Annotated in this window: 20 protein-coding genes; 9 read left to right on the forward strand and 11 right to left on the reverse strand. The window is 56.5% G+C overall.

Annotation, left to right across the window (positions count from 1 at the left end):
* Positions 1–27 precede the first annotated feature (27 nt).
* The gene (locus RBB47_RS07090; protein WP_305985070.1) at positions 28–465 is read left to right on the forward strand and encodes a 6,7-dimethyl-8-ribityllumazine synthase; all 438 of its coding nucleotides are present in this window, start codon (positions 28–30) and stop codon (positions 463–465) included.
* Between the two features lie 36 nt (positions 466–501).
* Here the strand turns inward: RBB47_RS07090 and RBB47_RS07095 are convergent, their stop codons facing one another.
* The 3 genes from RBB47_RS07095 to RBB47_RS07105 form a co-directional block, all read right to left on the reverse strand.
* Entirely contained in the window at positions 502–2349 is a 1848-nt protein-coding gene (locus RBB47_RS07095; RefSeq protein ID WP_305985391.1) for an ABC transporter ATP-binding protein/permease, read from the reverse strand.
* Positions 2350–2490: 141 nt separating this feature from the next.
* Positions 2491–2883 carry a helix-turn-helix transcriptional regulator gene (locus RBB47_RS07100; protein WP_305985071.1) on the reverse strand — a complete coding sequence of 131 codons (393 nt, stop codon included), beginning with the start codon at positions 2881–2883 and terminating at the stop codon, positions 2491–2493.
* A 134-nt stretch (positions 2884–3017) separates the two neighbouring features.
* Positions 3018–4673, reverse strand: coding sequence for a LysM peptidoglycan-binding domain-containing protein (locus tag RBB47_RS07105; RefSeq protein ID WP_305985072.1), 1656 nt, complete (start codon positions 4671–4673; stop codon positions 3018–3020).
* A 189-nt stretch (positions 4674–4862) separates the two neighbouring features.
* On the opposite strand from RBB47_RS07105, the gene RBB47_RS07110 reads away from it, so the two are divergent.
* Both RBB47_RS07110 and RBB47_RS07115 read left to right on the forward strand, forming a co-directional pair.
* A complete protein-coding gene (locus RBB47_RS07110) occupies positions 4863–5498 on the forward strand; it encodes a TIGR00730 family Rossman fold protein (protein WP_305985073.1) in 636 nt (211 codons plus the stop codon).
* 125 nt (positions 5499–5623) lie between these two features.
* Entirely contained in the window at positions 5624–6877 is a 1254-nt protein-coding gene (locus RBB47_RS07115) for a diguanylate cyclase (protein ID WP_305985074.1), read from the forward strand.
* Positions 6878–6895: 18 nt separating this feature from the next.
* Here RBB47_RS07115 and rarD read toward each other — a convergent pair whose 3' ends face one another.
* From rarD to cysS, 4 genes are read right to left on the reverse strand one after another with little or no spacing between them, the layout of a single operon-like run.
* On the reverse strand, positions 6896–7807 hold the full coding sequence (gene rarD, locus RBB47_RS07120; RefSeq protein WP_305985075.1) for an EamA family transporter RarD: 912 nt from the start codon (positions 7805–7807) through the stop codon (positions 6896–6898).
* 26 nt (positions 7808–7833) lie between these two features.
* The gene (gene cimA / locus RBB47_RS07125) at positions 7834–9429 is read right to left on the reverse strand and encodes a citramalate synthase (protein WP_305985076.1); all 1596 of its coding nucleotides are present in this window, start codon (positions 9427–9429) and stop codon (positions 7834–7836) included.
* Positions 9430–9483: 54 nt separating this feature from the next.
* A complete protein-coding gene (locus tag RBB47_RS07130) occupies positions 9484–9966 on the reverse strand; it encodes a GFA family protein (RefSeq protein WP_305985077.1) in 483 nt (160 codons plus the stop codon).
* Positions 9963–11378, reverse strand: a complete 1416-nt coding sequence (gene cysS, locus RBB47_RS07135) for a cysteine--tRNA ligase (RefSeq protein ID WP_305985078.1) — start codon at positions 11376–11378, stop codon at positions 9963–9965. The genes RBB47_RS07130 and cysS overlap by 4 nt, the downstream gene beginning before the upstream one ends.
* Before the next feature lie 281 nt (positions 11379–11659).
* Here cysS and RBB47_RS07140 point away from each other — a divergent pair, with 281 nt between their 5' ends.
* The 3 genes from RBB47_RS07140 (at position 11660) to RBB47_RS07150 (ending at position 14075) form a co-directional block, all read left to right on the forward strand.
* On the forward strand, positions 11660–13330 hold the full coding sequence (locus RBB47_RS07140; RefSeq protein ID WP_305985079.1) for a murein L,D-transpeptidase: 1671 nt from the start codon (positions 11660–11662) through the stop codon (positions 13328–13330).
* A gap of 140 nt (positions 13331–13470) precedes the next feature.
* Entirely contained in the window at positions 13471–13659 is a 189-nt protein-coding gene (locus RBB47_RS07145) for a sugar transporter (RefSeq protein ID WP_305985080.1), read from the forward strand.
* Between the two features lie 74 nt (positions 13660–13733).
* On the forward strand, positions 13734–14075 hold the full coding sequence (locus tag RBB47_RS07150; protein WP_305985081.1) for a metalloregulator ArsR/SmtB family transcription factor: 342 nt from the start codon (positions 13734–13736) through the stop codon (positions 14073–14075).
* 30 nt (positions 14076–14105) lie between these two features.
* Here RBB47_RS07150 and RBB47_RS07155 read toward each other — a convergent pair whose 3' ends face one another.
* A complete protein-coding gene (locus tag RBB47_RS07155; RefSeq protein ID WP_305985392.1) occupies positions 14106–14600 on the reverse strand; it encodes a CreA family protein in 495 nt (164 codons plus the stop codon).
* 163 nt (positions 14601–14763) lie between these two features.
* Positions 14764–15984 (reverse strand): MBL fold metallo-hydrolase, encoded by a 1221-nt coding sequence (locus RBB47_RS07160; RefSeq protein WP_305985082.1) that lies wholly within the window; start codon positions 15982–15984, stop codon positions 14764–14766.
* A 372-nt stretch (positions 15985–16356) separates the two neighbouring features.
* Here RBB47_RS07160 and RBB47_RS07165 point away from each other — a divergent pair, with 372 nt between their 5' ends.
* Positions 16357–16857: a MarR family winged helix-turn-helix transcriptional regulator gene (locus tag RBB47_RS07165; RefSeq protein ID WP_305985083.1), complete on the forward strand. Its 501-nt coding sequence runs from the start codon at positions 16357–16359 to the stop codon at positions 16855–16857.
* A gap of 132 nt (positions 16858–16989) precedes the next feature.
* Complete coding sequence (locus RBB47_RS07170; protein WP_305985084.1) at positions 16990–18336, forward strand: DUF2865 domain-containing protein; 1347 nt, start codon at positions 16990–16992, stop codon at positions 18334–18336.
* Here RBB47_RS07170 and gltX read toward each other — a convergent pair.
* Entirely contained in the window at positions 18299–19660 is a 1362-nt protein-coding gene (gene gltX, locus RBB47_RS07175; RefSeq protein WP_305985085.1) for a glutamate--tRNA ligase, read from the reverse strand. The two genes, RBB47_RS07170 and gltX, sit on opposite strands and share 38 nt — an antisense overlap.
* A gap of 357 nt (positions 19661–20017) precedes the next feature.
* Here gltX and RBB47_RS07180 point away from each other — a divergent pair, with 357 nt between their 5' ends.
* On the forward strand, positions 20018–22168 hold the full coding sequence (locus tag RBB47_RS07180) for a hypothetical protein (protein WP_305985086.1): 2151 nt from the start codon (positions 20018–20020) through the stop codon (positions 22166–22168).
* A gap of 671 nt (positions 22169–22839) precedes the next feature.
* On the opposite strand, the gene RBB47_RS07185 is transcribed toward RBB47_RS07180, so the two are convergent.
* The gene (locus RBB47_RS07185) at positions 22840–24045 is read right to left on the reverse strand and encodes an MFS transporter (protein WP_305985087.1); all 1206 of its coding nucleotides are present in this window, start codon (positions 24043–24045) and stop codon (positions 22840–22842) included.
* Positions 24046–24056 lie beyond the last annotated feature (11 nt).

Raw genomic sequence — 24056 nt, forward strand, 5'->3', positions numbered from 1 at the left:
ACGTGTCGCTAACAATGGAGATCACGCATGGCACACACCCGATACGCTTTTATCAAGGCCGGCTGGCATTCCGACATCGTCGATCAGGCCCTTGTCGGTTTTCAGCAAATCATACCAGCAGAACAAATCGACGTCTTCGACGTCCCGGGGGCATTCGAGATGCCGCTCGCGGCAAAAGACCTTGCAAGAACAGGAAAGTATGCAGCGATTGCTGCTGCCGCGCTCGTTGTTGATGGTGGCATTTACCGGCATGACTTTGTCGCGCATGCAGTCGTCAACGGTTTAATGCAGGCGGGGCTTGAAACCGGTGTGCCAGTCCTGTCCGTCTCGCTGACGCCGCACCATTTCCAGGAAACCGAGCACCATACGAAGATCTACAAGGATCATTTCGTACTGAAAGGCCGGGAAGCTGCCGAAGCCGCCTTGAAAATCGGCACTTTCCGCGACCAGCTCCAAGCCGGATAGCAGCCGTCCACGACAAAGTCGTCTTGCTGCGGCGGGCTATTTGGCCGGGATATAGTCGGCGGTCTTGCCCCTTGTCACGACCCCAAGCTCGTCATTTTCGCGCGCTGCCCGCAAGCGTTCTTCGGCCTCGTCAGCCTCGCGCTGGCGGGTCCACATGGAGGCATAGAGCCCGCCGCTGTCCAGAAGTTCGGTGTGGGTACCACGCTCGGCAATCCGACCGGCTTCCAGAACAATGATCTGGTCCGCATTGACCACGGTCGACAGGCGATGCGCGATCACAAGGGTTGTCCGGTCGCGCGCAACCTGATCCAGCGCCGACTGGATTTCACGTTCAGTATGCGTATCAAGTGCAGAGGTTGCTTCGTCCAGGATCAGGATCGGTGGTGATTTCAGGATTGTTCGCGCGATGGCAACGCGCTGCTTTTCGCCTCCGGACAGCTTCAAGCCGCGTTCGCCAACTTCAGAGGCATAACCCTGCGGCAGCCTTTCGATGAAATCGTGGATCTGTGCCATGCGGGCAGCTTCGCGGACTTCCTCGTCGGTCGCTTCCGGACGGCCATAGCGAATGTTGTAGGCTATGGTGTCGTTGAAGAGCACCGTGTCTTGCGGCACCATGCCGATGGCATGGCGGACGCTTTCCTGTGTCACATCGCGCACGTCCTGACCGTCGATCTCCACGGCACCGCCAGTCACGTCGTAAAAACGGAACAGAAGGCGGGAGATTGTCGACTTCCCTGCCCCGGACGGTCCGACGATGGCAATCGTCTTTCCGGCCGGCACTTCGAAATCGATTCCCTTCAGGATCGGACGATCGGGATCGTAGTGAAAACGCACATCCTTGAACGCGATCTTGCCGGCGACCGCCTGGAGCGGTGCTGCACCGTCCTTGTCCTTGATCTCGGTCGGAACAAGAAGGAGGTCGAACATGGCTTCAATGTCCGCAAGACCCTGCCGGATTTCGCGGTAGAGAAATCCGATGAAGTTCAGCGGAATAGAGATCTGCATCAGCAATGCATTTATCAGCACGAAGTCGCCGATGTTCTGCTCGCCTGCCATCACCGCTCTTGCAGAAAGCGCCATACAAGTCGCCATCCCAAGTCCAAGGATCACTGCCTGGCCCAGGTTCAGCCAAGCAAGAGACGTCCAGGTCTTCGTGGCTGCCTTTTCGTATTTCGCCATGGACACATCGAAGCGCTCAGCTTCCATATTCTCATTGCCGAAATACTTGACTGTCTCGAAATTGAGCAGGCTGTCGATCGCTTTTGAATTTGCATCTGTGTCGCTGTCATTCATCTCCCGGCGAATGGCGATGCGCCAATTGGAACATTTGATGGTGAACCAGACATAGGCGGCGATCATCACCGCGACGACGACAACATAAAAGAAGCCGAACTGATACCAGATCACCACTGCCATGATGGCGAATTCAAAGACCGTCGGGATACCGTTCAGGATCGTGAAGCGCACAATCGACTCGATCCCCTTTACCCCACGCTCGATGACACGGCTCAGCCCTCCCGTGCGCCGTGCAAGGTGAAACCGCAGCGAAAGCCGGTGCAGGTGCCGAAAGGTCAGGATAGCAAGCTGGCGCACAGCATGTTGTCCAACCCGTGCGAACAACGCGTCGCGCAACTGGTTGAACGCGACGGCAAAAAAACGGGCTGCATTGTAAGCCAGAACAAGCATAACCGGTGCGACCAGGAACGCGGGAAGACCGGCGGTTTCACCCGTCAGCGCGTCCGTCGCCCAGGCGAAAAAATAGGGCGACAACACCGTAATGAACTTGGCAATGATCAGAGCGAAAATCGCCAGAATAACGCGCCGCTTCAGGTCCGGCCGCTCGTGAGGCCAAATATAGGGCCAGAGGTTCGCCAGGGTCGACAGCGTGCTCCCTTCGTCGGCGCTGACAACTTTTTGTGGTTGCGATGTCTGGCTTCCTGACGCCGCATTGGAAGACCCTTGCGGCGAGGTGGCGGATCGATCAGTCAAACTTGGTCTCCGGACTACCGGCGGCAGTCTTTTGTTTTATTCAGTATCTGCGCGCGCCTCAGCATCGGCAACAGACCGGACCGGCTGGAGAGAATTCAGACGGTCGAAAAATTCAATTGAACACAGCTCTGCACGTCTCAACTTTTCGCGGTTCAACAGATAGTGACAGTTTCGGCCGCGTGCATCGCAGTCCAATAGTCCCGCGTCCTTGAGCACCTGCAAATGCTGCGAGACAGTCGATTGGGCAAGGGGTAGATGATTGACGATCTCTCCACAGCACGCCTCGTCCTGCACGGCGAGCTGCTTGATGATCGCAAGCCGCGCCGGATGTCCTAGCGCGCGAAAGATCGCAGCCAGTTCTTCACAGCTGTCCAGACAAGTGCCGGGCTCGGCACAAGATTTAGATGGCGGACAGTCTGTCACGCTCATCAAACAACTCCCTCGTTCACGCGTGTGTGTTTCATCGTAAATATGCGATGAATTTCTCAGAAAACAAGAGGTTCGCACACGATGAGCGGCGATGCTGGCTCGCTTATGCCGATCGGATGAGACTTACCTGTGGCTCAGCCTCTATTGGCGGCGTCAGCCTCCGGTTTCGGCCAGTTGAGATCGCCTTCCGGCGTCAGGAAGACCTGTCCGGGATAGATCAGGTCCGGGTCGCGAATCTGATCCTGATTCGCCTGATAGATTGTTGTGTAGCGGACGCCGTCACCATAAAGGCGGCGCGAAATGCGCCAAAGATTGTCGCCCTTGCGGATGATCACGACAGGAAGCGACTTTTGCACATCGGCACCCTGGCTGCCCTGCCCCGCGCCCTGACCGCTCGCCACGACTTTCGTGAGAACGATCTGCTTGTCCTGTTCCTTTTCGAAGGTGACTGCGGCACGCGCATCCACGGCACTGCCGTCCTCGGAGATCAGATCTGCCCGGACTTCGACATCACCCTCGGCAACATTCTTTGTTCCTTCAACAAGCCAACGGCCGCTTGAATTGACCTTGGCCTCGCCCTGATAGTCTTCGCCTACATAGACCCTTACGGAAGCGCCCGGTTTGCCGGTCCCTGCGACATAAACCTTGTCGGGTTCCGACTCCACCGCTTCGACGGTGACCTGCGGCGCAGCCGGTCCGGAAGTGGTCTGCGCCCCGGCCTGGACGTCGGATGTGTCTGCAGAAGCAGTCTGCTGTTGAACACCGTTACCGCTCCATTCACCGCCTGCCGTATCGGTCGACGGCGCATCGCCTGGAGCCGCGGGAGATTGTTCAGAGATTGAAGCCTGCCCGTCAACCGCAGACGGATTTGTGTCCTGTCCGGCGGTAGATGCAGAAGATTGCGTCTGGCCAGCGGACTGTTCCGCCGGAGTGTTCGCCTGTTCCTGGCTCAGCGCGGCGACGGTCGTTTCCTGTTCTGTTCCCGAAGTTGCGCTGTCCGCTGTTGTCTCGGACGCCGCGCTCTGAGCAGCCGTCAGTGCTTGACCTGACGGCGCTGCTTGAGTTGATGCAGCCTCGCTGCTGCTTCCCGCAGCCGCAGCAACCGTCGTTTGGTCTGACGGGGCCGTGTTTCCTTCAGGGGTCGGTTGAGCGCTTGCAGGCGCTTGGCCGAGCAACGTTTCCGTTTCCGGTTTTTGAAGAATGTCGGATGGTCCCTCGGGCGTATTCAGCACAACGAGCGGGCGTTCGTTGCCGCCTTGGGGGACTGACACCGCAAGCCGTTGCTTCGATTCTTCTATCGATTCACCTTTTTCGTCATGTACTTCAAGCCCGACGTCATAGTCTCCGGGCTTGAGCGGCTCATCAAGAATGATGGTCCACTCCCCTGCTTCGTTGGCGATGCTTTTGCCAACCACTTCGCCGTTTGCCGTCAGCGCGACGATGGCACCGGCATCCGAGCGTCCGGCAACCACCGTTTCACCTGTCGGTTCAACACCCACGACGTCAAAGCTCGGCCCTTCAAGCGGGCTTTCGGACGGCGTTTCTGCCGCTTCGGACTGTGCGTCCGGGCTGGACTGCGCTGGCTGCTCGGTCTCGTCGGCGGGTATGGAGGCAACCTGCGAATTCGAACCGTCGGATGTTTCTGAAGACTGTGCGGGCGCAGACGCTGTTTCGGCAGTTTCCTGAGGCGCCATTCGTGCGGAATCGCTGTAAATGTAGCCAGCCGTCAGCGCCACAAGTGCGACCGGCACTGCAAAGACCAAAGTCCAGATCACTGTCTGCTTATTCATTGTCTTCCCGCTAAAAGGCTTGCGCGCGTTTCGAACCGTTGTCAGTCCCGCATTCGGTGAGCCGCAGCGTCCGCCCTGTCATATTTTCCTAGTTGCCCCATCCATAGCCCCCTTTTGAACGGACAGCAAGAAATCCCGCTTGAATCCCAATGTACTTGTAACAGAATGCTTGACCTCACAGTGATCAGAATGCCACATCTTTGCGTCATGAATACGGTTTCTGAAAATCAGCTTTCCAGCGTCTGCGTCTACTGCGGTTCGAGCTTCGGTTCCGATCCGGCCCACGAGGCTGCCGCAACCCGACTCGGGCAGATCATTGCCGACTCCGGCCTGCGCCTTGTCTATGGGGGTGGCTCGGTCGGCCTCATGGGGACTGTCGCCAACGCGGTGCTTGAAGCGGGTGGCAAGGTCACGGGCATTATTCCGCACTTTCTCGAAAAGCGGGAAGTCATGCTGGAAACGCTGGAAGATCTTGTCATCACCAAGGACATGCACGAGCGCAAGCATCTGATGTTTCAAAAGGCAGATGCCTTTGTTGCGCTGCCGGGCGGTATCGGCACGCTCGAAGAAGCCGTCGAGATGATGACCTGGGCTCAGTTGGGTCAGCACAAAAAGCCTGTGCTTCTGGCGAATATCAATGGGTTCTGGTCACCGCTGCTGGAGCTGCTGGACCACATGCGCGCCCAGGGATATATCCGGCCGGACACCGAGGTCCCGTATCTCGTGGCCAAGAGGGTCGAAGACATTCTTCCCATGCTGCGTCAGGCCGTAGCCGGTCGGACACCTTCACAGGGCGAAGCTCTGGCACAAGTCACGGACCTCTGAATTCCAACTCAGCCAGCTCTTTTTTGCTTTCCCTGGGGCAATCGGGAAAAAATGCTGCGCTGCAAATTGAGTTCCGCAAAACAACCTAGTACTTTCGTCTAGGTTTCTCCGACTGAAGGCCCCCCATGCAGACGACACTCCTGGTTGAAGACGCTTCGTTTTTCGAAAAAGCGATCGTCAAGAAATTGCATGACGTCGGCCGGCATCAGATCATGGTGGCGCGCTCCTACGCGGAAGCCGAAAGCTGCCTGAACCTTCCAATTGGCGAACCCGATCTTGCGCTCGTCGACCTTACACTTCCGGACGCACCGGATGGCGAGATCGTGGATTTGTGCGAGAAGTGGAAAATCCCAACCATCGTCTTTACCAGCCGGTTCGATCCCAGGACCCGCAGCAAAATGTTGCAGAAAGGCGTCATCGACTACGTTTTGAAGGACTCCCCGGGCAGCCTGAACTACGTCGCGGACCTGATCCGGCGCCTGGCCAAGAATCCCAAGATCGGAGTTCTGGTGCTTGATGATGCTTCCGTGGAGCGTCAAGCAATTTCGCGGATCGTCGCCAAGCACCTCTACAAGGTCTACCAGGCAGCCACCACAGACGAAGCCCTCAAGTGCCTTGCCGAGAACAAGGACATCAAGTTGGTTCTTGCCGATTACTTTCTTCCTGGAAAGGACGGGTTCGCCTTTTTGAAAGCAATTCGCCGGTCGCACAGTTCTGAACAGGTCAGTGTCATCGGAATGTCGGCCGTGACCAACCCCGACAACCGCGTCAGATTTCTGAAATACGGAGCAGCTGACTTCGTCGACAAGAATTGTTCCCCTGAAGAACTTCTGCTCAGGATTTCGCAAAACCTCGACTATCTCTACCGTATCGAGGAACTGAACAACCTGGCGATGCGGGACTCGCTCACCGGTCTTTATAACCGGCGCTTCATGCTCGACGAACTTTCAGACGAGATCCATGGCTGGGCATCGGATGACGGGCGGGAGAACTGGCTGGCGCTTTTCGACCTGGATGCCTTCAAGGGCGTGAATGACAATCACGGGCATGATTTCGGCGATGCAGTTCTAACGAGTTTCGCCCACAGCCTGAACAAGCTGGCACACGACAATGATGTCGTTGGGCGCATCGGCGGCGACGAGTTTTGCGTCGTGTTTCGCAACCAATCGGAATGCGAGATCAACGGGCGCCTCGCCACATTCTTGAGGGACATCGAAACCACGTCCGTGGAGCATGGCGGCGCAAGTCTCAATTTCAAGACGAGCATCGGTGTTGCTCCGCTGGCCGGCAAAGGCCTCGCAGAGGCTTTGAAAACGGCTGATCTCAGACTTTATTCAGCAAAACGCACCGGAAGCGGGCAGCTTGTCACCTCAGGCTGAGCGACCTCAGGCACGCCTTCAAGTTGCCGGACGATACCGCTTCCAACTGTCATAGGTGAAAATCACCAGCGCGAACCAGATCATTGCAAAGGTCAGGAGCTTTGTCTGGTCAAGCGGCTCACCCCACAGATAGACAGCCATCAGAAAATGCATGGACGGCGCCATGTATTGCATGAGCCCGATCATGAAAAGCGGAAGTCTGCGCGCAGCTGCCGAAAAGCAGACGAGCGGCAAAGCGGTAATGATCCCTGTGCCGGCAAGCGCGAGGAGGATCGGCATATCATCAAGATAAAGCGCATCGACGCCCCAGCTCAGGCTGAACAGCAAATATCCGATTGCGAGCGGAAGCAGCAACAGGGTTTCGACCAACATGCCCGGAGTTGCATTGACTGGTGTCACTTTGCGCACGTAGCCATATCCAGCGAAGGAAAAGGCGAGTATCAGCGAGACCCACGGTAAGCCGCCGGCGAGCACGGCCTGCACCAGAACGGCCAACGCAGCGATCCCAACGGCAATCCCCTGCCCAAGCGACAGGCGTTCATGAAGAATGACCAGCCCCACCACAATACTTACAAGCGGGTTGATGAAGTAGCCGAGAGAAACATCCAGCACGCGTTCCTGTTCAATGGCCCAGACGAACACCAGCCAGTTCACTGCAATCAATGCAGCCGATGCCGTCAGCCCCTTGAGCACCTTGGGCTGACGAAAGACATCGCGGACTTCCTTCCAGCGACCGCGCAGATAAAGAAAAAGGCCAACGAAAAGCACGGACCAGATGATCCGGTGCGAGACGACAATATCTGCCGGCACCGTATCCGTCAGCTTGTAATAGGCCGGGAGAAAGCCCCACATGCCGTAGGCCGCAAGACCATAAAACAATCCCTGGCGAAACTCGGCGTGCGCCTGGGTTTCCGGCGGCGGCTGAGACATCTGGATCTGCCTTTCGCAGGCCTGCTTCAGGCTGTGTCCGCCTTCAGCAATGCAAATGTTATGGAGTCGACCAGTGCCTGGAACGAGGCGTCGACGATATTGGGAGAAACCCCGATCGTAAACCAGCGGCGCTGGGTTCTTGTATCGTGGCTTTCTATCAGAACGCGCGTCACGGCGGCCGTTCCACCGTTCAGTATCCGCACCTTGTAGTCAATCAGCTCGAGCCCGGCAATGGCTTCCTGATACTTGCCGAGGTCCTTTCGCAGCGCCATGTCGAGCGCGTTCACCGGGCCGTTCCCTTCCGCAACGGACATGCGTGTCTCGCCATCGATGTCGACCTTTACCACCGCTTCGGACACCGTGATCAGATCACCAATTGCATTAAATCGGCGTTCGACCATCACCTTGAACGAATTGACATCGAAGTAACGCGGCACTTCGCCAAGTTCGCGCCGCGCCAGCAATTCAAAGGAGGCATCGGCCGCTTCATAGGCATAGCCCTCCGCTTCTCGCTCCTTCACAAGCGCAAGCAGCTGGTCTAGACGCGGATCGGACTTTTCGATCTCAATTCCAACCCGGGCAAGCTCACCCAACAAGTTGCTTTTTCCGGCCTGGTCCGACACCAGAACCCTGCGCTGATTGCCGACGATTTCGGGTGCGACATGCTCATAAGTCTGCGGATCCTTCAGGATCGCGGACGCATGGATGCCGGCCTTGGTGGCAAAGGCTGTTTCGCCGACATAAGGCGCCTGTCTGTCCGGTGAGCGGTTCAGGATCTCATCGAACGCGTGTGAGATTGCCGTGATGTCCTTTAGCTGATCGTCGCTCACGCCAACTTCGAACCGGTCTGCAAAGGCCTTCTTGAGCTTCAGGGTGGGGATCAGTGTCACGAGGTTGGCATTTCCGCACCGTTCTCCAAGACCGTTCAGCGTTCCCTGGATCTGGCGAACGCCGGCATCGACAGCGGCGAGCGAATTTGCGACAGCCTGGCCCGTGTCGTCATGGGTGTGAATGCCAAGGTGGGTGCCCGGCACCACCTCCTGCACCTTTGTGACGATGTGATAGACCTCGTCTGGCAAAGTCCCACCGTTCGTGTCGCAAAGGACCACCCATCGTGCGCCGGCCTGATAGGCTGTGCGTGCGCAATCGAGCGCGTAATCCGGATTTGCCTTGTATCCGTCGAAAAAATGCTCGCAATCAATCATCGCTTCCTTGCCGGCGGAAACGGTGGCGGCGACGGTGTCGTGGATCGATTCCAGGTTTTCCTCGTTGGTGCATCCAAGGGCGATATCGACATGATAGTCCCAGGCCTTGGCCACGAAACAGCAGGCATCAGACTTGCTGGACAACACTTGCTGCAGCCCCGGATCGTTTGAGGCCGACCGCCCAACACGCTTGGTCATGCCGAAGGCCGTGAAAACCGCCTCTTGCGTCCGTTTTTCACTGAAAAACTCGGTGTCACCCGGATTTGCGCCTGGATAGCCGCCTTCGACATAATCGACACCCAACCGCTCCAACAGCTCCGCAATCACGATCTTCTCGTTCACCGAAAAATCGATGCCGCTTGTCTGCGCGCCGTCACGAAGTGTTGTGTCAAAAAGGTAGAGCCGGTCCTTGGTCATAAATGTTTCCTACCTGGCAATTTGGCTGGGATCTTTTTTTGATGTCTTGTTGAATTACACCGGAGGCCAATCGTCCGTGTCGTGGTCAGGGTGTTGATAGGAGACAACGGACGCCAGAAATTTGGCTGTCTCGCTGTCTTCTTCCGTTTTTCTCATCGGCAGGCTGGCGATCCCATCCGCATAGGACAGCTTGGCTTCAACGCCGTACTGAATGACCGGCGCAACCCTTTCCGGTTCGTCGAACGCACCGATGGCAACGGCAACGCCGTCAGGCGCTTCATAGGTGAGCGGCGTACCGCATTCCGGGCAGAAACCACGGGCGACGTGATTGGAGCTTTGAAACCGTTTCGGCTCGCCACGGGTCCATATCAGCCGTGCGTTTTCTTCCACGTTGACCAAAGGTCCGTAGAATGCGCCAAACGCTTTCTGGCACATGCGGCAGTGACATATCGAGGCTGTCCCAAGCTGCCCTTCGATCCGGAACCGCACGGCCCCGCACTGGCATCCTCCGGTATGGTGTTTTGGCTCTTCAGTCACCGCTTGACCTCCCACGTTGTGATCCGTGCACCGGTTTCAGAGTCTTTTGAATCCTTTAGGTGGATTCCTTGAGACGTCAGTTCAGCTCTGATGCTGTCGGCAACCGGCCAATCCTTGGCGTTGAGCGCCTGCAGCCGTCGGGCCACGGCTTCTTCAACGGCAGCATCGTCAATGCCGGACATGTCGGCCTTAACCGGCGACAACCCCATCAGTTGTGCGGTCGCGGCGTATGTCTCAAGCTGTGAATGATCCTTACCGGCATCGACCGCAAGTGCGTGAAGCGCCTGGATCGCACCTGCAGTGTTCAAGTCGTCCTTGAGATGCTCGACAACGTCCGCAGAGGGTTCGGCATCAGTCGTCACAAGGTCCGGCCATTTCGACAACAGGTTTTCCGCTTCTTCCAGCTTGCGCACGGAAAAATCGATCGGCTCACGATAATTGGTCATCAGCATGGCCAGCCGCAAAACCTCGCCAGGCCACTTTCGGCCACCGAAACTCTCGGTTTCCAGCAACTCCTGAATGGTGAAGAAGTTGCCCTCAGATTTGGACATCTTCTTGCCTTCGACCTGCAGGAAGCCATTGTGCAGCCAGTAGTTGGCCATGGTCGTCGTGCCGTGGGCGCAACGCGACTGGGCGATTTCGTTTTCATGGTGCGGGAAGATCAGATCGAGACCTCCACCATGAATGTCGAACACCTTCCCAAGATGGTGAGCGCTCATGACGGAGCACTCGATATGCCAGCCGGGACGTCCCCGCCCCCAGGGGCTCTCCCATCCCGGTTCCTCGTCGGAGGAAAGCTTCCAAAGCACGAAGTCGCCAGCGTTTTTCTTGTGTGCATCAACGGCAATACGCGCGCCAGCGAGCTGTTCATCGAGGTTGCGTTTGGAAAGGTCGCCATAATCCGGCATGGAGACCGTGTCGAACAGAACCTCGCCGCCCGCTTCATACGCGTGCCCCTTGGCGATCAGCTGCGAGATCATCTCGACCATGCCGTCAATGTGCTGCGTCGCACGCGGCTCATGGTTCGGCTCAAGGACGCCAAGCGTCTTGATATCCTTGTGGAATTGGTCCGCAGTCCGCTTCGTCACCTTTGCGATGGCATCGTTGAGCGGCAGGTCCGGATGGTCGCGCAGGGCCCTTGCATTGATCTTGTCATCGACGTCCGTGATGTTGCGCACGTAAGTGACATGATCCGGGCCGTAGAGATGGTTCAGCAAGCGGTAGAGCACGTCAAAGACGATGACCGGCCGTGCGTTTCCTATGTGTGCAAAGTCATAGACCGTCGGACCGCAGACGTAGAGGCGCACATTCTCATCATTGATGGCCCGGAAGTCTTCCTTCTCGCGGCTCAACGTATTGGTGAGCTTCAAGCCCTTGTCGGACCCGGATTTCTGTGTCGCTTCGACGCTCATGTCAAACGGTCTCCTGGCCGGCTGACCGGGCGATCCGTCTCAGAGGAATTTTTGCCAAGAGGGAACGGCCACAGCCAGCGGTGTCGCTTAGCTGCAGCAAATAATGGTGATCGAGATGATGGTCCGTGTGGTCGTCATCATGGGCGCTTTATGGACCGGAACATTCAACGCGGTCAAGGCTGCAATTCACACCATTTTCCAAATGTGAAGCGGTGTGGCGTTGGCGCCTCACCAGACTTGCACTAAACTTTTGCAGCCGGGAATCAGGAGGGGGATTTCATATGGCGTTGCTGAATTCACTGCGCTCGCATTCAACAGACACGCTGCTGACCGGGGCACTCACCGCCCTTTTGTTTTTGGCGGCGCCACCTGTACTTGCGCAGTCCGAAGCCACCTCTCAGCCGGAAGCTGCGACCGTCGAACCGGCAGCCAACCCGCAACCTGAAACGCCCATCGCAAGAGCGATCCAGGCTGCGATGCCGGCCGATTTTCCTGACGGGCTCAAGCAGTATTACATCGAAAAAGTCTTTGCGCCTGTCTGGTTTGACCAGAACGGCCTGAAGGAAAATGCGCATTTGGCCATTGCGGCGATGGCCGAGGCCAACGACCATGCCCTCAATCCGAACAATTACCGCCCGATCGAACTTGCCGAACTTACCGAAACCGCTCAGACACCCGAAGAGTGGGCGAATTTCGATCTGGAACTGTCCCACCAGTTTCTGCGCTATGCCACACACTTGTCGTCAGGGCGCGTTCAGCCCAACAAGATCAACAAGGCTTTGAACCTCTTCCCGGACACGCCGGACCCGAAAAGACTTTTCGAAAATGCGGAAAACTCGGTTGAATTCAGCGCGTTCCTGGACAGCCTGCCGCCGCAGTCGGACAATTATGCAAGGCTCAAACGCCGCCTTGCCCAGTACCGGGAAAAGGCGGCTGCCGGCGGCTTTACAATCGTACCCGACGGAGACGTTCTCAAACCGAACATGACCGATCCGCGCGTTTCCGCTCTGCGCGAACGGCTGATGCAGGAAGACATTACAGCCGCCGCCGACCATTCCGGCGATGTCTATGACGGCAACCTTGTCGAGGCGGTCAAGATTTTTCAGGACCACCACGGACTGGCCACCGATGGTGTCATTGGCAAGAACACCCTGGAGCGCCTCAACATTCCGATCCAGGACAAACTCATCCAGATGGAACTCAACATGGAGCGCCGGCGCTGGATGCGGGACGATCTGGGCGACTTCTATGTCTTCACAAACCTTGCCGACCAGAACCTGAAAGTGGTGCGCAACGGTAAGACCATCCACACGACGCGCGTGGTCGTTGGCAAGCCCTATCATGCGACACCGGTCTTCTCGGACCAGTTGGAGTATGTCGAGATCAATCCGTTCTGGAACGTGCCCTACTCCATCGCCACAAAGGAATACCTTCCGAAGCTGAAGCAGAACCCGTCAGCGCTCAGCCGGCAGAATATTCGCGTTTTTCAAAATGGCAGCGAGATCGCGCCGACGCAGGTCGCATGGAACAGTTATTCGGGCGGTAATTTTCCGTTCCGCCTTCGCCAGGACCCGGGTGATGGCAACGCGCTCGGACGGATCAAGTTCATGTTCCCGAATGAGTTCAACATCTACATCCACGATACACCGTCAAAGTCGCTGTTCTCGCGCGCAGAACGCGCATACAGCCATGGCTGTATCAGGGCTTCGAACCCGTTCAAGCTTGCCGACGTCCTTCTGGCCGACAACAATTCGACACCCGGTCACTGGGAAACAATCCGGGACAGCCAGAAACGCACCATCGTCAAGCCGGTCGTGCCGATCGAGGTGCATCTTACCTATCTCACGGCGTGGATGAACAAGGATGGCTCGACCCATTTCAGAAAAGACATCTATGGCCGCGACGAGGTCCTCTTGAAAGCTCTCCGAAAGGCGATGACGGAGAACCTATAGAACTATAACCAACTGTTTTTTCTTGGTTTTTGGATCTGTTTAGATATCTGAACGGTAACTGAACGCAGTGCTCAGCATGGGTTCAAGGCGCCCCCCGTATTCTCCGGGCAATCGATACAGATTGCCATCAGGAGAAACTCATGTTGAACCGCCTCTTCGTTATAGTCTTTCTGGCCCTCATTCTGGGTGGTCCGTTTGCCGCCCTCGTCGCCATCACCGACGGTACCAAGGCATTTGGCAATGAAATGCAGCAAAAAAGCGTGTGCCTGATGACCGGCACAGGATGTGGTAACGGAAACATCATTGTCACGGTGGCGGGCCGCATATAAGAATACACGCAGAATTCAAGCGGTACCGAGCACGTAAGCTTGAAGTTTTCTCCCGCGTTTGGCAGAGTTGATCAATGGACTACAAAGCACTTGAAGATAAAGCAGAATCTGCGGCCGAGTTTCTAAAGATGATGGCATCGGCGCCGCGCCTGCTTCTGATGTGCCTTGTCCTGGAAGAAGAAAAATGCGTCAGCGAACTCGCCGACGCGACCGGCATGCGGATGCCAACCGTCTCCCAACAACTCGCGCTGCTGCGCGCCCAGGGACTTGTCGCCACACGGCGCGAGGGGACGACGATTTATTACCGGTTGTCGAGCGAGCCAGTGAGAGACATCATGGCAATGCTCTACAAGCACTTTTGCGCCGACGCCGACATGCCGGTCGCAAAGCACCTGGAAACGCTGGACGCGGACTGACAGTCCGCCGGAAATCCGGCCGCGCCTCCCCTAATCACTGACAAAGTCGGCGCATTTTGGCGGCGCCTGATCGCCCCACGGCATCAGCGGCACAGTGGATGTTGAGTTCTTGGGACTGCCTTCGATCAGCTTGTCGGAGTAAACCAGATAGACCAAGACATTGCGCTTGGCGTCGCAGCCACGCACGATCCTCATTTTCTTGAACATCAGCGAACGACGCTGGCGAAACATCTCCTCGCCCTGCTCAAACTCCTCCTTGATCGTCACCGGGCCAACCTGGCGGCACGCGAGCGACACATCGGAAACCTCCTCTGCAACCCCGAGCCAGCCTGAAACGCCGCCCTTTTCGGGAACCGTGAAATGGCAAGAAACACCTTCGACAAGCGGGTCGTCGATTGCGTAGGTCGCAAGCTTGTGGTCCGGCGTCAGGAACTTCCAGACAGTCGACTTCTTGAAGATCAGATCTGGATCGTCATCCGATAGGGCGGAGCCTGTTCCCAGAAGACAGGCGACCAGTGCAAGCATGGTGGCAATCGGAAAACGCATCGAAAAATCTCCAAGTTCAGGAACGCCAGACATGTGGGGTGCGTGTGCGTACGATCAAGCAATCAGAAAAAATGGACCTTCTGAAAACAAAACGCGCGCCTGCCGGCGCGCGTATGTGTTTTGTCCTGCCTGATGATGTCTGCTATCGGACGCCTTCAAGCAGTATCTCTGGTTCTTCGGCCACCGTTTCTTCGTTCTCGGGCGCAGTGGGAGCCTGATCGTCCGGTGTCGTATCGACGATATCCTCAGACGAGAGATCCAGCGTCTCGCCGTCTCCGGATGTCTGGGCGTCTGGATCGTCTGCAAGCGAGGCGGCAAACTCATTGTCGGAAACCAGTTGCGCCTGCACGGCTTCGTGCATTTCCTCCACAGACGGTTCGGCGACAGTTTCTTGCGGCAGATGCGCCACCACCACGCCGCCAAGGGCATCGCGCAGGTCCGCGCAGCGCTCCCGCGTCCAGATCTGCGGCTGATCGAGACCCAGCGCCTCGTCGTAAGCCCGCGCGACATTGAACGGCAAGTGCATCTCGAAATCCGCTTTTGACCCAAATTGCGGTGCCAATGCATCTTTTACGGAATCGAACGTGTCCTTGAGACCGAGGCTCTGCTCAACGCAGGCAGCCGCAGCGTCCCGCAGGGTCGTCACAAAGTCACGAGTGGTCTCGACAGCCTGTGCAACTGCAGCCGTTCCCTTTGCCGATCGGCCGCGGCCCGGGACCAGTGCGGTCGGGCGAAACGCGGTGATACGGTCCAGCGCTCTGGGCCAGTCCGTGAGATGCGCATCGCCGCAATAGGGTATGGCTGAGGTTTGTACAAGGTCACCGGCAAAGATCACCGAGCTGGCCGGAACCCAGACCACAACATCGCCCATTGTGTGAGCACGTCCCAGATGCATCAGCCGCACTTCAATTCCACCAAGATCGATCGACATGGAGGACGCAATGGTCATGCTCGGCAAGCTGACGGTTGCCGCCGCAGGCAAGCTGGAAAACAGCGCCGGACTGCGCTCCTTCGATAACAGAATGTCTTCTGGTCCGCGCGTGTCCATCATACGCCGGGTCAGATCGGAGGCTAGAATTTCGCCAGGCTCAAAGGCTGGAGCACCAAGCGTATTGTCGGCGTGGAAGTGCGTCAGGACAATCTGTTTCACGGGTTTGTCCGTCAATGCGCGGACTTTCTTAAGGACCCGTCCGGCATGTTCCGGTGTGGCCTGCCCATCAATGATCAGCACACCCCGCTCGCCGATGACAACACCCGTGTTTGAAAAGCCGTCAGCACTGTAGGCGTAACAACCTTGCCCGATTTCCTCGAACCGTTCGTTTCCACCTGGAACACTCTCGGACTGGTTCGGATTGTTGGTCATTTCGGCCTCGCTTTCATGCCAGCTGTCTGATGGACTTCCTGGGTCTTCCGACCGGACATACGCCGTTTGCCTGTTGACCTTAGCGTCTCAGTTTCCAACGCTGATTCGCAAATTTTCACGTGCCATATCCTTAACTATTCCTTTTTTATCAACAGATAGGTCCGCCAATTACGCCGCATTACGACTTCACCGGCGCAAGCTCTCTGTCACTCTTGCTTGCACATCTGACACACTGACGAAGCAGCCGCCTTTGACTTTCGTCCGCACTTCGATCGGTTATACTTGCTAGAGATACAAAATGGCCGGAACACGGCAGCGTTTTTCTGCCGGTCTGACCCGGCAAACCAATGACTTCAAGGCAGCACATACCTCATGTCGCAAGAAATTTGCTCAACCACCGCCTCAACTTCCAAGGACACGGGCGAACGACCCGTCTTGAGGCTCAAGCGCTTCCTGCCCTATCAGCTCAATCACCTCGCCGAAACCGTGAGTCGGTCCTTTTCGAAGATCTACGCGGAGAAATACGACATCGGAATCCCGGAGTGGCGTGTGATCGCAACGCTGGGAGAGCATGAGGTCATGACCGCCCGGGACATCAGTCTTGCAACGTCCATGCACAAGACCAAGGTCAGCCGGGCCGTTGCCGCCCTCGAGAAACGGGACCTGGTGACGCGCGACAAGAACCCCAACGACATGCGCGAACAGGCGCTCAAGCTGACATCTGCCGGCAGTGTCGTCTATGAAGATATCATCCCGAAAGCCCTCGCCTATTCGGAAGAACTTCAAGGCGCGCTTACCAGCGAACAAAGGGACCTCCTGAACGATATTTTCGACAGGCTGCACAAGGCTGCACTCGGTCAAAACGCCGAGTGACGAATTGCGGTGGCAAATCCCTCTCATTAACCGAACGTGAGAGCTTTCGTTGCTATTGGTAGAGGCAGGAGCGATACTTTGATGGCCGTCATGGACGGCTCGGCGCAGGGACAGCGCTGCTGGGGATGAGCAATGAGGCTGCACAAAAGAGCAAAGCCTTTGGGAATAGCGAAATTGGTCGGCCTGCTGACGGCCTTTATGCTGCCTCTGGGATCTGCAGAGGCTGCGAGCTGTTCTGCGCTGAAGTCCGAGCTGCGGCAATTGCAATCCGGTTCCAGCGCTCAATCACCTGCAGCGAAAAAGTGGACAGCTCAAAAGCGCAAGCAGGAAAAGGCAATCTCCGCAGCGTCGCGCGACGCGCGGCATTTCGGCTGCTCAAGCGCCTCTTCTTCAAAATGTCAGCAGCTCAACAACAAGATCAAACGGATGAAGGCCAATCTGTCTGCGATCGAGAGGCAACTGGCAAAATCCGGCGGCGCATCTTCCAAGAATACGAAGAGGCTGCGTCAGGTTCGTGCCGCGATAGAGAGGCAGAACTGCAACGCGCCTGTCAAAACCCGGCAGGCGAACTCCACGAAAGCGAAAGACACCGAAAAACCGAAGTCCTTGCTCTCCCGTTTGTTCAATCAGAACGAGCGGGTGCAACGGACGGCCGTCACGCCGGGCGATCAGGAAATTGCGACCGTGCGCTCGCGACGGAAATCCGCGACGAGCCGTCCGCGCCTTCCGGCAGGCGGTGCTTTCCGCACGTTGTGCGTACGCACGTGCGACGGCTATTTCTTCCCCGTCAGCTTCTCGACAGGCAAAAGCCAGTTCGTCAACGACGAGGCACGCTGCTCCGAAATCTGTCCCGCAGCGCCGACCGAGCTTTACGTTTATCGCAATCCCGGCGGTGATCAGTCACAGATGACGTCTCTTGCCGGAACGCCTTATGCCGACCAGCCTTTTGCCTTCCGCTACAAAACCGAATTTGTCGAAGGCTGCAGCTGCCGCGACACCAAGCAATCGCAGCGTCCTTCCGCCTGGTCTGAAGTCAGCGCATCCTCAAATAGCAAGGTGATGTTCGCCGACATAAGTGCCGGACTGCCGCGCCGGTCGCTCCAACCGAGCCGCGGCGGCACGTTCGAGGACGAACGGTCAACGCCCTCGCCGCTTTCAAGACTTGCGCTCAACAAGGCACAATTGCCGCTCTATGAAGACCCGGGCACGCTTTTCAATCTCGAAAAGGGTTTTGACGTGACGACAGTCCTGGCAGTTGCGGCCAGCCGTGACGAGGACGCGACCCGTCAAGTCGCGGCGAATGAAACCATGGTCGACGGGTTACCGCTGCTCTCCATCCGCTCCGACGAGCAGGATGGCGCGATTGAAGAAGGGCCTGGCTCACCGGTGTTCAAGACCGAAGATGCAGGATTTCGGCCGGCGCCGGAACGCTCGTCTCCCGTCAGGGTAGTCGGTCCAGAATATTTTGTCGCCCAATAAGGGGCAGCATCGCCTTCATATCCGGTCCATGATCCATACCGGTGAGAACACGCCTGAGCGGCATGAACAAGGCGCGCCCCTTGCGCCCCGTCTCCGATTTCAACGCGGACGTCCAGGCGCCCCATGTGTCCTCGTTCACGTCGCCGTCCGGTAACAGGTCCTTGGCACCAGCGACGAATTCACGGTCTTCGTCTTCGATGCGGGAAGCGACCGGACCCGTCACGATTTGCCAGTAATTCAAGGCATCGTTCACCGTTTCACAGTTGCCGCGAACCGTTTCCCAAAAGTCAGCATTGCCGCCGACACCAAGGGTGGTGAGGCGCTCTCTCACCGCTTCGAACGGCAATTCGTGAACCAAACGGGCATTGAGGCTTTTCAGCTCCTCCGGATCGAATTTCGCAGAAGATCTGGAAACATTGGAGAGGTCGAATTTTTCGATCAGTGCATCCATGTCTGCCAGAGGTTCGACGGCCTGACTGGTGCCGGTCAAAACGGCAAGCGAGGCAACCGACATCGGCTCCAGTCCAGCTTCGCGCAGGGACCCGATGGAAAGCGCGCCCTTGCGCTTGGAAAGTCCCTCGCCATCTCGCGTGGTCAGGAGATTATGGTGGCCGAAGACTGGTGCCGGAGCGCCCAACGCCTGGAAAATGGCGATTTGGACTCCGGTGTTCGCCACATGATCTTCGCCGCGAATGACGTGCGAAACGCCCATATCGATGTCGTCGACGATCGATGGCAGCGTGTAGAGGTAGGTTCCATCCGCCCGGATCAGAACCGGATCGGACAGGGAGGCAAGATCGACAGACTGGTCACCCCGGCAAAGGTCGTTCCAGGATATATCGGTCCGCCGTGTCGAAAACGGATCCCCGTCGTGATTTGGCAGGACAAAACGCCAGTGGGGCTGTCGGCCCTCTTCTTCGAACGCGGCCCGCTCGTCCGCCGTCTGCTTCAGGCCGGCGCGGTCATAAACGGGGGGCCTTCCGAGCGCGCGCTGACGAGACCGGCGCCGCTCGAGCTCCTCCGGGGTCTCATAACAGGGGTAAAGAAGTCCCGCGTCCTTCAGTTTTTGTGCCGCTTCGTCATAGCTCGCGACGCGTTCTGACTGACGCTCGATCTGATCGGGCTCGATACCCAGCCAGCGAAGATCCTGTTCGATCGACTCGGCATATTCTTGCTTTGAACGTTCAAGATCCGTGTCGTCGAAACGCAGGATGAATCGCCCTCCCTCCTTCCTGGCGAAAAGCCAGTTGAAGAGTGCGGGCCGGCTGTTGCCGATGTGAATGTGGCCTGTCGGCGATGGTGCAAAGCGTACAGTAACAGTCATGGCGCCTCAGTTAGCTGCTGTGGCGAAGCGCGGCAAGACATAACTGGGTGCAGGCACAAAAAAGAAGGTGCCACGTTTCGCGCCACCAGTCGGCTCAGCCGACACGATCAGTTCCCGGCGCCAAATCGGATTTTACATCCCGACCTGAAGCAGAATTGCGAATTGCCAAGATATAAAACAACCTTATTCACAAACTCAGGTTGCATCACCTAGAGTACTTGATCGTATATACTCCAACGATATAAGTATTAAATGCGAGATTTTTTTAGTCTTTTCCACTTGAGCAATTGAATGACAGACACGGTGCAAACGCTCAAAACTTAAGAGGCACATGGTAATATTGAGGACTGACTGGCAATGACCACCACCTTCATTATCTCATCAATTATTACTTTTCTTGCCATGATAACGATCATTACGATCGACGAACGAACCATAAATATTCAAGGCAAGGACCACAGACAACTATTCGACAACAAGTACATCAAAGCGGTCGTTCGCGCCGACATACTAATCGCACTTGTGTTCATTTTCTTCCTGATGCTCTTTGGTGTCGCGATCCTGCTCAGCGTCACAGGAATTCTGCCGAGTTATAATCACCTTTATCGTTGGCATGAATTTCTGACATCGGCGATCGTCTCCAAACTCATCCTCGGGATTGTGTTTGGCGGCTTGCTCGCGGTCTGGGTCGCCAAGAACTACCGAAGACCCGCAGAATCGAAGCTGACACTTCTTGAAAAGATAGAAGGTGTCGCCCTTGTGTTTTTACTGATCGCAGGGATGACCACCGCCTCGCTGGATGAACTGTTGCGATCAGTGAGCCTCAACGACGGCAAGGTCAACTTCCAGCTTGCGCAACCGGCTTCCAGACAATCAAGCGGTCAGGAAGCGCAGTCCGTGAATACCAACAAGAACGACAATGGAGGCAACAAGGAATCCTTCTTCCTCGGCGGGTTTGGGCCGATCAAAGGCATGATCTCAACGATGAAAAGGGACTATGGATACATTAAAGCCCATAACCCAGGCCTTGCAGACGTACTGGCAACGCATGAAGCGGAAAGTGGCTTCAGCGCCACAAATGACATCCGTCCCCCCTTGCCGGTCACGACCGTTGCCGCTGTCGGAATTGGCGCCGATCCTCAACCGGATCCCCAGCCTGTCGACCCGAAACTTGAAGCTATCCTGAACCACGGTCGCATGACGCAAAACTTCGAGACCTCATTCAAAGCGTTCTTCGAATGTATTGCAGGCTCCCTGGAAAGGACGGCAGACCGCCGCTACCTCTTCAATCAGATCGCGGAGTTTCGCCCGCTCATTGGCGCGCTCTACCTCAATCTGATCGAACTGGAAAAACTGGAAGGTGAAGACCTTTCTCAAGCAGATGGCCTGAGGAAACAGGAAATACAGAAACGTATCGCGGACGTTGTCGCCGAGTTCAACAATCTGGATGCAAATTCCGTCAGCGCGATTGCCAGCGCCTTCGCCGAAATCAAGACATTTGGGGCAGATTACCATGGCGTTGCGGTGTGTTCGGATCTTCAGATCGAGGATATCAATCTGCCGGACGATCTGGAACTCGCCTCCGTTTCGCTCAGGCCCTACCTCGCGACGATCTACGCATCTCTCTTGTACATGGACAACCAGAAGCTGGCCGCGATCCGCGCCCTGAACGAGGATGTCGAGAAATTCAAGAAACGGTTCAGGGGTGTCACCGTCTCCGATGCAGAATTCTGGTACCTGCAAAGAGCCCTCTTCGACGTGATTTTCATGGTGGAGGATTTCTTCATTACCGAGACCCAGTCTCCGCCTCCCGATATCCTGGAAGCCCACTTGAAGAACCTCAAATTCTACAGCAACTTGATCAGACAAATTGATCGCCGGATTCCGCACGAAGAACTGTACGGCAATCACGTCGTCGGCAGCTCCGAAACGCTGGTAGAGACGCGATTTAACCGTGATCCGGGGTTCTCATTTGCCTGCCCCGACGACGTGGCGGACAAGGACGCGCTCGGGTATGACGGTGGATATTTGTCCCTGAGGCAAGCCGGAACGTTCAGTTACCTCTATTACACCATTCAGTCCATTTACGTGCAGCGCGCGCTTAGTCATCCTGACTTCAACGATCTTTTCGGAAAAGACGCCGGACATCTGGCTGAGGTGATCGCCAATATCGATCTGAACTGCTCGATAGAAATCCTGGATCACCCTGAGATCATCGTGCGCCAACAAAGAGCTTCGTTCCTTCACATCTATGCTCTTTATGTGGAGCATCTCACGGAGGCAAAACGCAATATCTCTACAAATCATGTTGCCTGGCTTCGCGACAGGCTGGACCTCATCGACAATGCCGCGACGCTTGCGCTTGAAGTTCTGGCGCGGAACGAAGCCACGCAGCAAAATCGTGACGAATTGCGTAACTTCAAGCTTGATAGCGTTCAGGCTGAGCTGAGATACAATCTGCGTTCACTGCTTCGGAGAAACCAAAGCAAAATGAACCGCATCCAATAAGAATGCGATTTCAAACATTTACACGAATGTAAAGTATGCCGGGTTACGGCTGCGGCAGATACGGGGTGGCCTGAGCCACAGCACTTGCAAACTGCAACGCCGCCAGCATGACCCCAACATATGATATATTTCTAATCATACTTTTCATCTCCATAGCCTCAAGATAGCTCAAAACGCGCTATTTTTCAAGTTTCGCAGCTATTCTATGCAGCTATCCTGAACCTAAGCTGAACAGGTTTGCCCGGTATTGCATTGCGCCGGAAACACTCTCCGCCAAAGGTCGTCTGTTTACCCAATATGGGCTCCCAGAGACACAAGATCAATCACATCCGGCACGGTCCCGTGCGCAACTGATCGGCAACCGGAGCGTTTGAAAGATGAGACCCCAGGCTTAGAGCCGGGTCTCTAGGGTACGGACTCATAAATGAAGTCAATTTGGTTTGGATCGTTTTGACCAGCGGCAAGGAGCGAAAGCGCGGGAAATGTGGTTCATTTTCAAGCCTTTCGCGACGAAGCAGATGGCCAAAACGGCCAAATCCGAAGGACGGCAAAATGGCTTCACCTCGCAGCGTCAACGCGCTTGACCGGGCATAAAGCCCGCTCTTCACACGCTTCCTTGTGTGATTTCGCCATTTCTGCCGCCAAATCGGCTTCATTTATGGGTCCGTACCCTAGTGCCTTGCATAGGCCCGCGACATCAGAGCCAGAACGGCCGTAAAGACGAGACAGTACAGGCTCATGCCCAGAACCTGCACATCGAAGGAGACGCCGATGTCGATCAACCAGCCGACAAGGCCGGGACCTGCGGCGGACGCAAACACCATGATGGAAAAGGCGACCGCACGTATCGCACCCATGTATCGCGTCCCGTAAACCTCCGGCCAGAACGCGCCAATCAGCGTTCCGTTGAAACCATTGCCGACGCCCACCAGACCCAGAAATACGAACGCTGCAACCTGCGCATGGACATTTGCCAGGACCAGGCAACCGACGCAAAGCGGCAGCAGTGCGTAGGGCAAAAGGCGTCGCGCCGAAAACCGGTCAATGAGAGGACCGACGATCAGTGAGGCCCCCACAACGCCGCTTGCCATAAATAGGAAGGCACTTGCAAAAACTTCCAGAGACCAGCCGCGCAGTTCTACGAGGTAAACCTGATGGAACAGAACCGCGGTACCAACGAAGGCCGGCGCATTCACGCCCATCGAAACCAGCCAGAACCTCGGATCCCGCAAGACTTCGCCGCGGGTCCACTGCTTTCCCCCGATGCTTGCGGACGCGACTTCCGCTGCCGAGGGAATGCGATCCTTTGCAAGAAGCACAAAAAGCACCGGCATGGCAGCCAGAACTAGGATCAGCGCAGACAGGGTCCAGGCACCGCGCCATCCGATTGCAGCGCTCAAGATGACAAAGCAGAGTGGAAAGAGCGCTTCGGCTGTCGGAAACCCGAGCATTGCGATCGACACCGCCCGGCCCCTTTGCGCGGAGAACCAGCGTCCCGCCGCGGTGATCGCGGTATGTGTCATCATGCCCTGGCCGCACAGGCGCAGTCCGAAGAACGAAAGCGCCACCATCCACACAGCAAAGGCATTGGCCAGGACAAGGCAGAAAAGGGCAAATCCGGCGATCACGACCATGGCGATCTTCTGGACGGGGAAATGATCCAGGCTTTTTCCGACATATGGCAGCGCCAGCGCACTCCCAAGGGTCGCCAGCATGTAAAGAAGACCAAGATCGCCGTGGCTCAAGCCGAATTCTGCGCGCAAATCACCGGCGGACAGCGAAATGAAGAATGTCTGTCCGAAGCCGGAAAACATCGCCAGCAAATAGCTGGCCGACAGCCAGCGCGCGTTGTCGCGCAGGAAACCAAAATAAGTCATGTGTACGAAGC

Origin of the sequence: Roseibium sp. MMSF_3544, from assembly GCF_030732845.1 — a bacterium.
Lineage (GTDB): Bacteria > Pseudomonadota > Alphaproteobacteria > Rhizobiales > Stappiaceae > Roseibium.

Bases quoted from the DNA above. Each gene is read 5' to 3' on its own strand.
- cimA (WP_305985076.1), bottom strand. From the start codon at position 9,429: ATGACCAAGGACCGGCTCTACCTTTTTGACACAACACTTCGTGACGGC.
- RBB47_RS07170 (WP_305985084.1), top strand. From the start codon at position 16,990: ATGAGGCTGCACAAAAGAGCAAAGCCTTTGGGAATAGCGAAATTGGTC.
- gltX (WP_305985085.1), bottom strand. From the start codon at position 19,660: ATGACTGTTACTGTACGCTTTGCACCATCGCCGACAGGCCACATTCAC.
- RBB47_RS07140 (WP_305985079.1), top strand. From the start codon at position 11,660: ATGGCGTTGCTGAATTCACTGCGCTCGCATTCAACAGACACGCTGCTG.
- RBB47_RS07090 (WP_305985070.1), top strand. From the start codon at position 28: ATGGCACACACCCGATACGCTTTTATCAAGGCCGGCTGGCATTCCGAC.
- RBB47_RS07155 (WP_305985392.1), bottom strand. From the start codon at position 14,600: ATGCTTGCACTGGTCGCCTGTCTTCTGGGAACAGGCTCCGCCCTATCG.
- RBB47_RS07185 (WP_305985087.1), bottom strand. From the start codon at position 24,045: ATGACTTATTTTGGTTTCCTGCGCGACAACGCGCGCTGGCTGTCGGCC.
- RBB47_RS07180 (WP_305985086.1), top strand. From the start codon at position 20,018: ATGACCACCACCTTCATTATCTCATCAATTATTACTTTTCTTGCCATG.
- RBB47_RS07105 (WP_305985072.1), bottom strand. From the start codon at position 4,673: ATGAATAAGCAGACAGTGATCTGGACTTTGGTCTTTGCAGTGCCGGTC.
- rarD (WP_305985075.1), bottom strand. From the start codon at position 7,807: ATGTCTCAGCCGCCGCCGGAAACCCAGGCGCACGCCGAGTTTCGCCAG.
- RBB47_RS07160 (WP_305985082.1), bottom strand. From the start codon at position 15,984: ATGACCAACAATCCGAACCAGTCCGAGAGTGTTCCAGGTGGAAACGAA.
- RBB47_RS07165 (WP_305985083.1), top strand. From the start codon at position 16,357: ATGTCGCAAGAAATTTGCTCAACCACCGCCTCAACTTCCAAGGACACG.
- RBB47_RS07115 (WP_305985074.1), top strand. From the start codon at position 5,624: ATGCAGACGACACTCCTGGTTGAAGACGCTTCGTTTTTCGAAAAAGCG.
- RBB47_RS07110 (WP_305985073.1), top strand. From the start codon at position 4,863: ATGCCACATCTTTGCGTCATGAATACGGTTTCTGAAAATCAGCTTTCC.
- cysS (WP_305985078.1), bottom strand. From the start codon at position 11,378: ATGAGCGTCGAAGCGACACAGAAATCCGGGTCCGACAAGGGCTTGAAG.
- RBB47_RS07145 (WP_305985080.1), top strand. From the start codon at position 13,471: ATGTTGAACCGCCTCTTCGTTATAGTCTTTCTGGCCCTCATTCTGGGT.
- RBB47_RS07150 (WP_305985081.1), top strand. From the start codon at position 13,734: ATGGACTACAAAGCACTTGAAGATAAAGCAGAATCTGCGGCCGAGTTT.
- RBB47_RS07100 (WP_305985071.1), bottom strand. From the start codon at position 2,883: ATGAGCGTGACAGACTGTCCGCCATCTAAATCTTGTGCCGAGCCCGGC.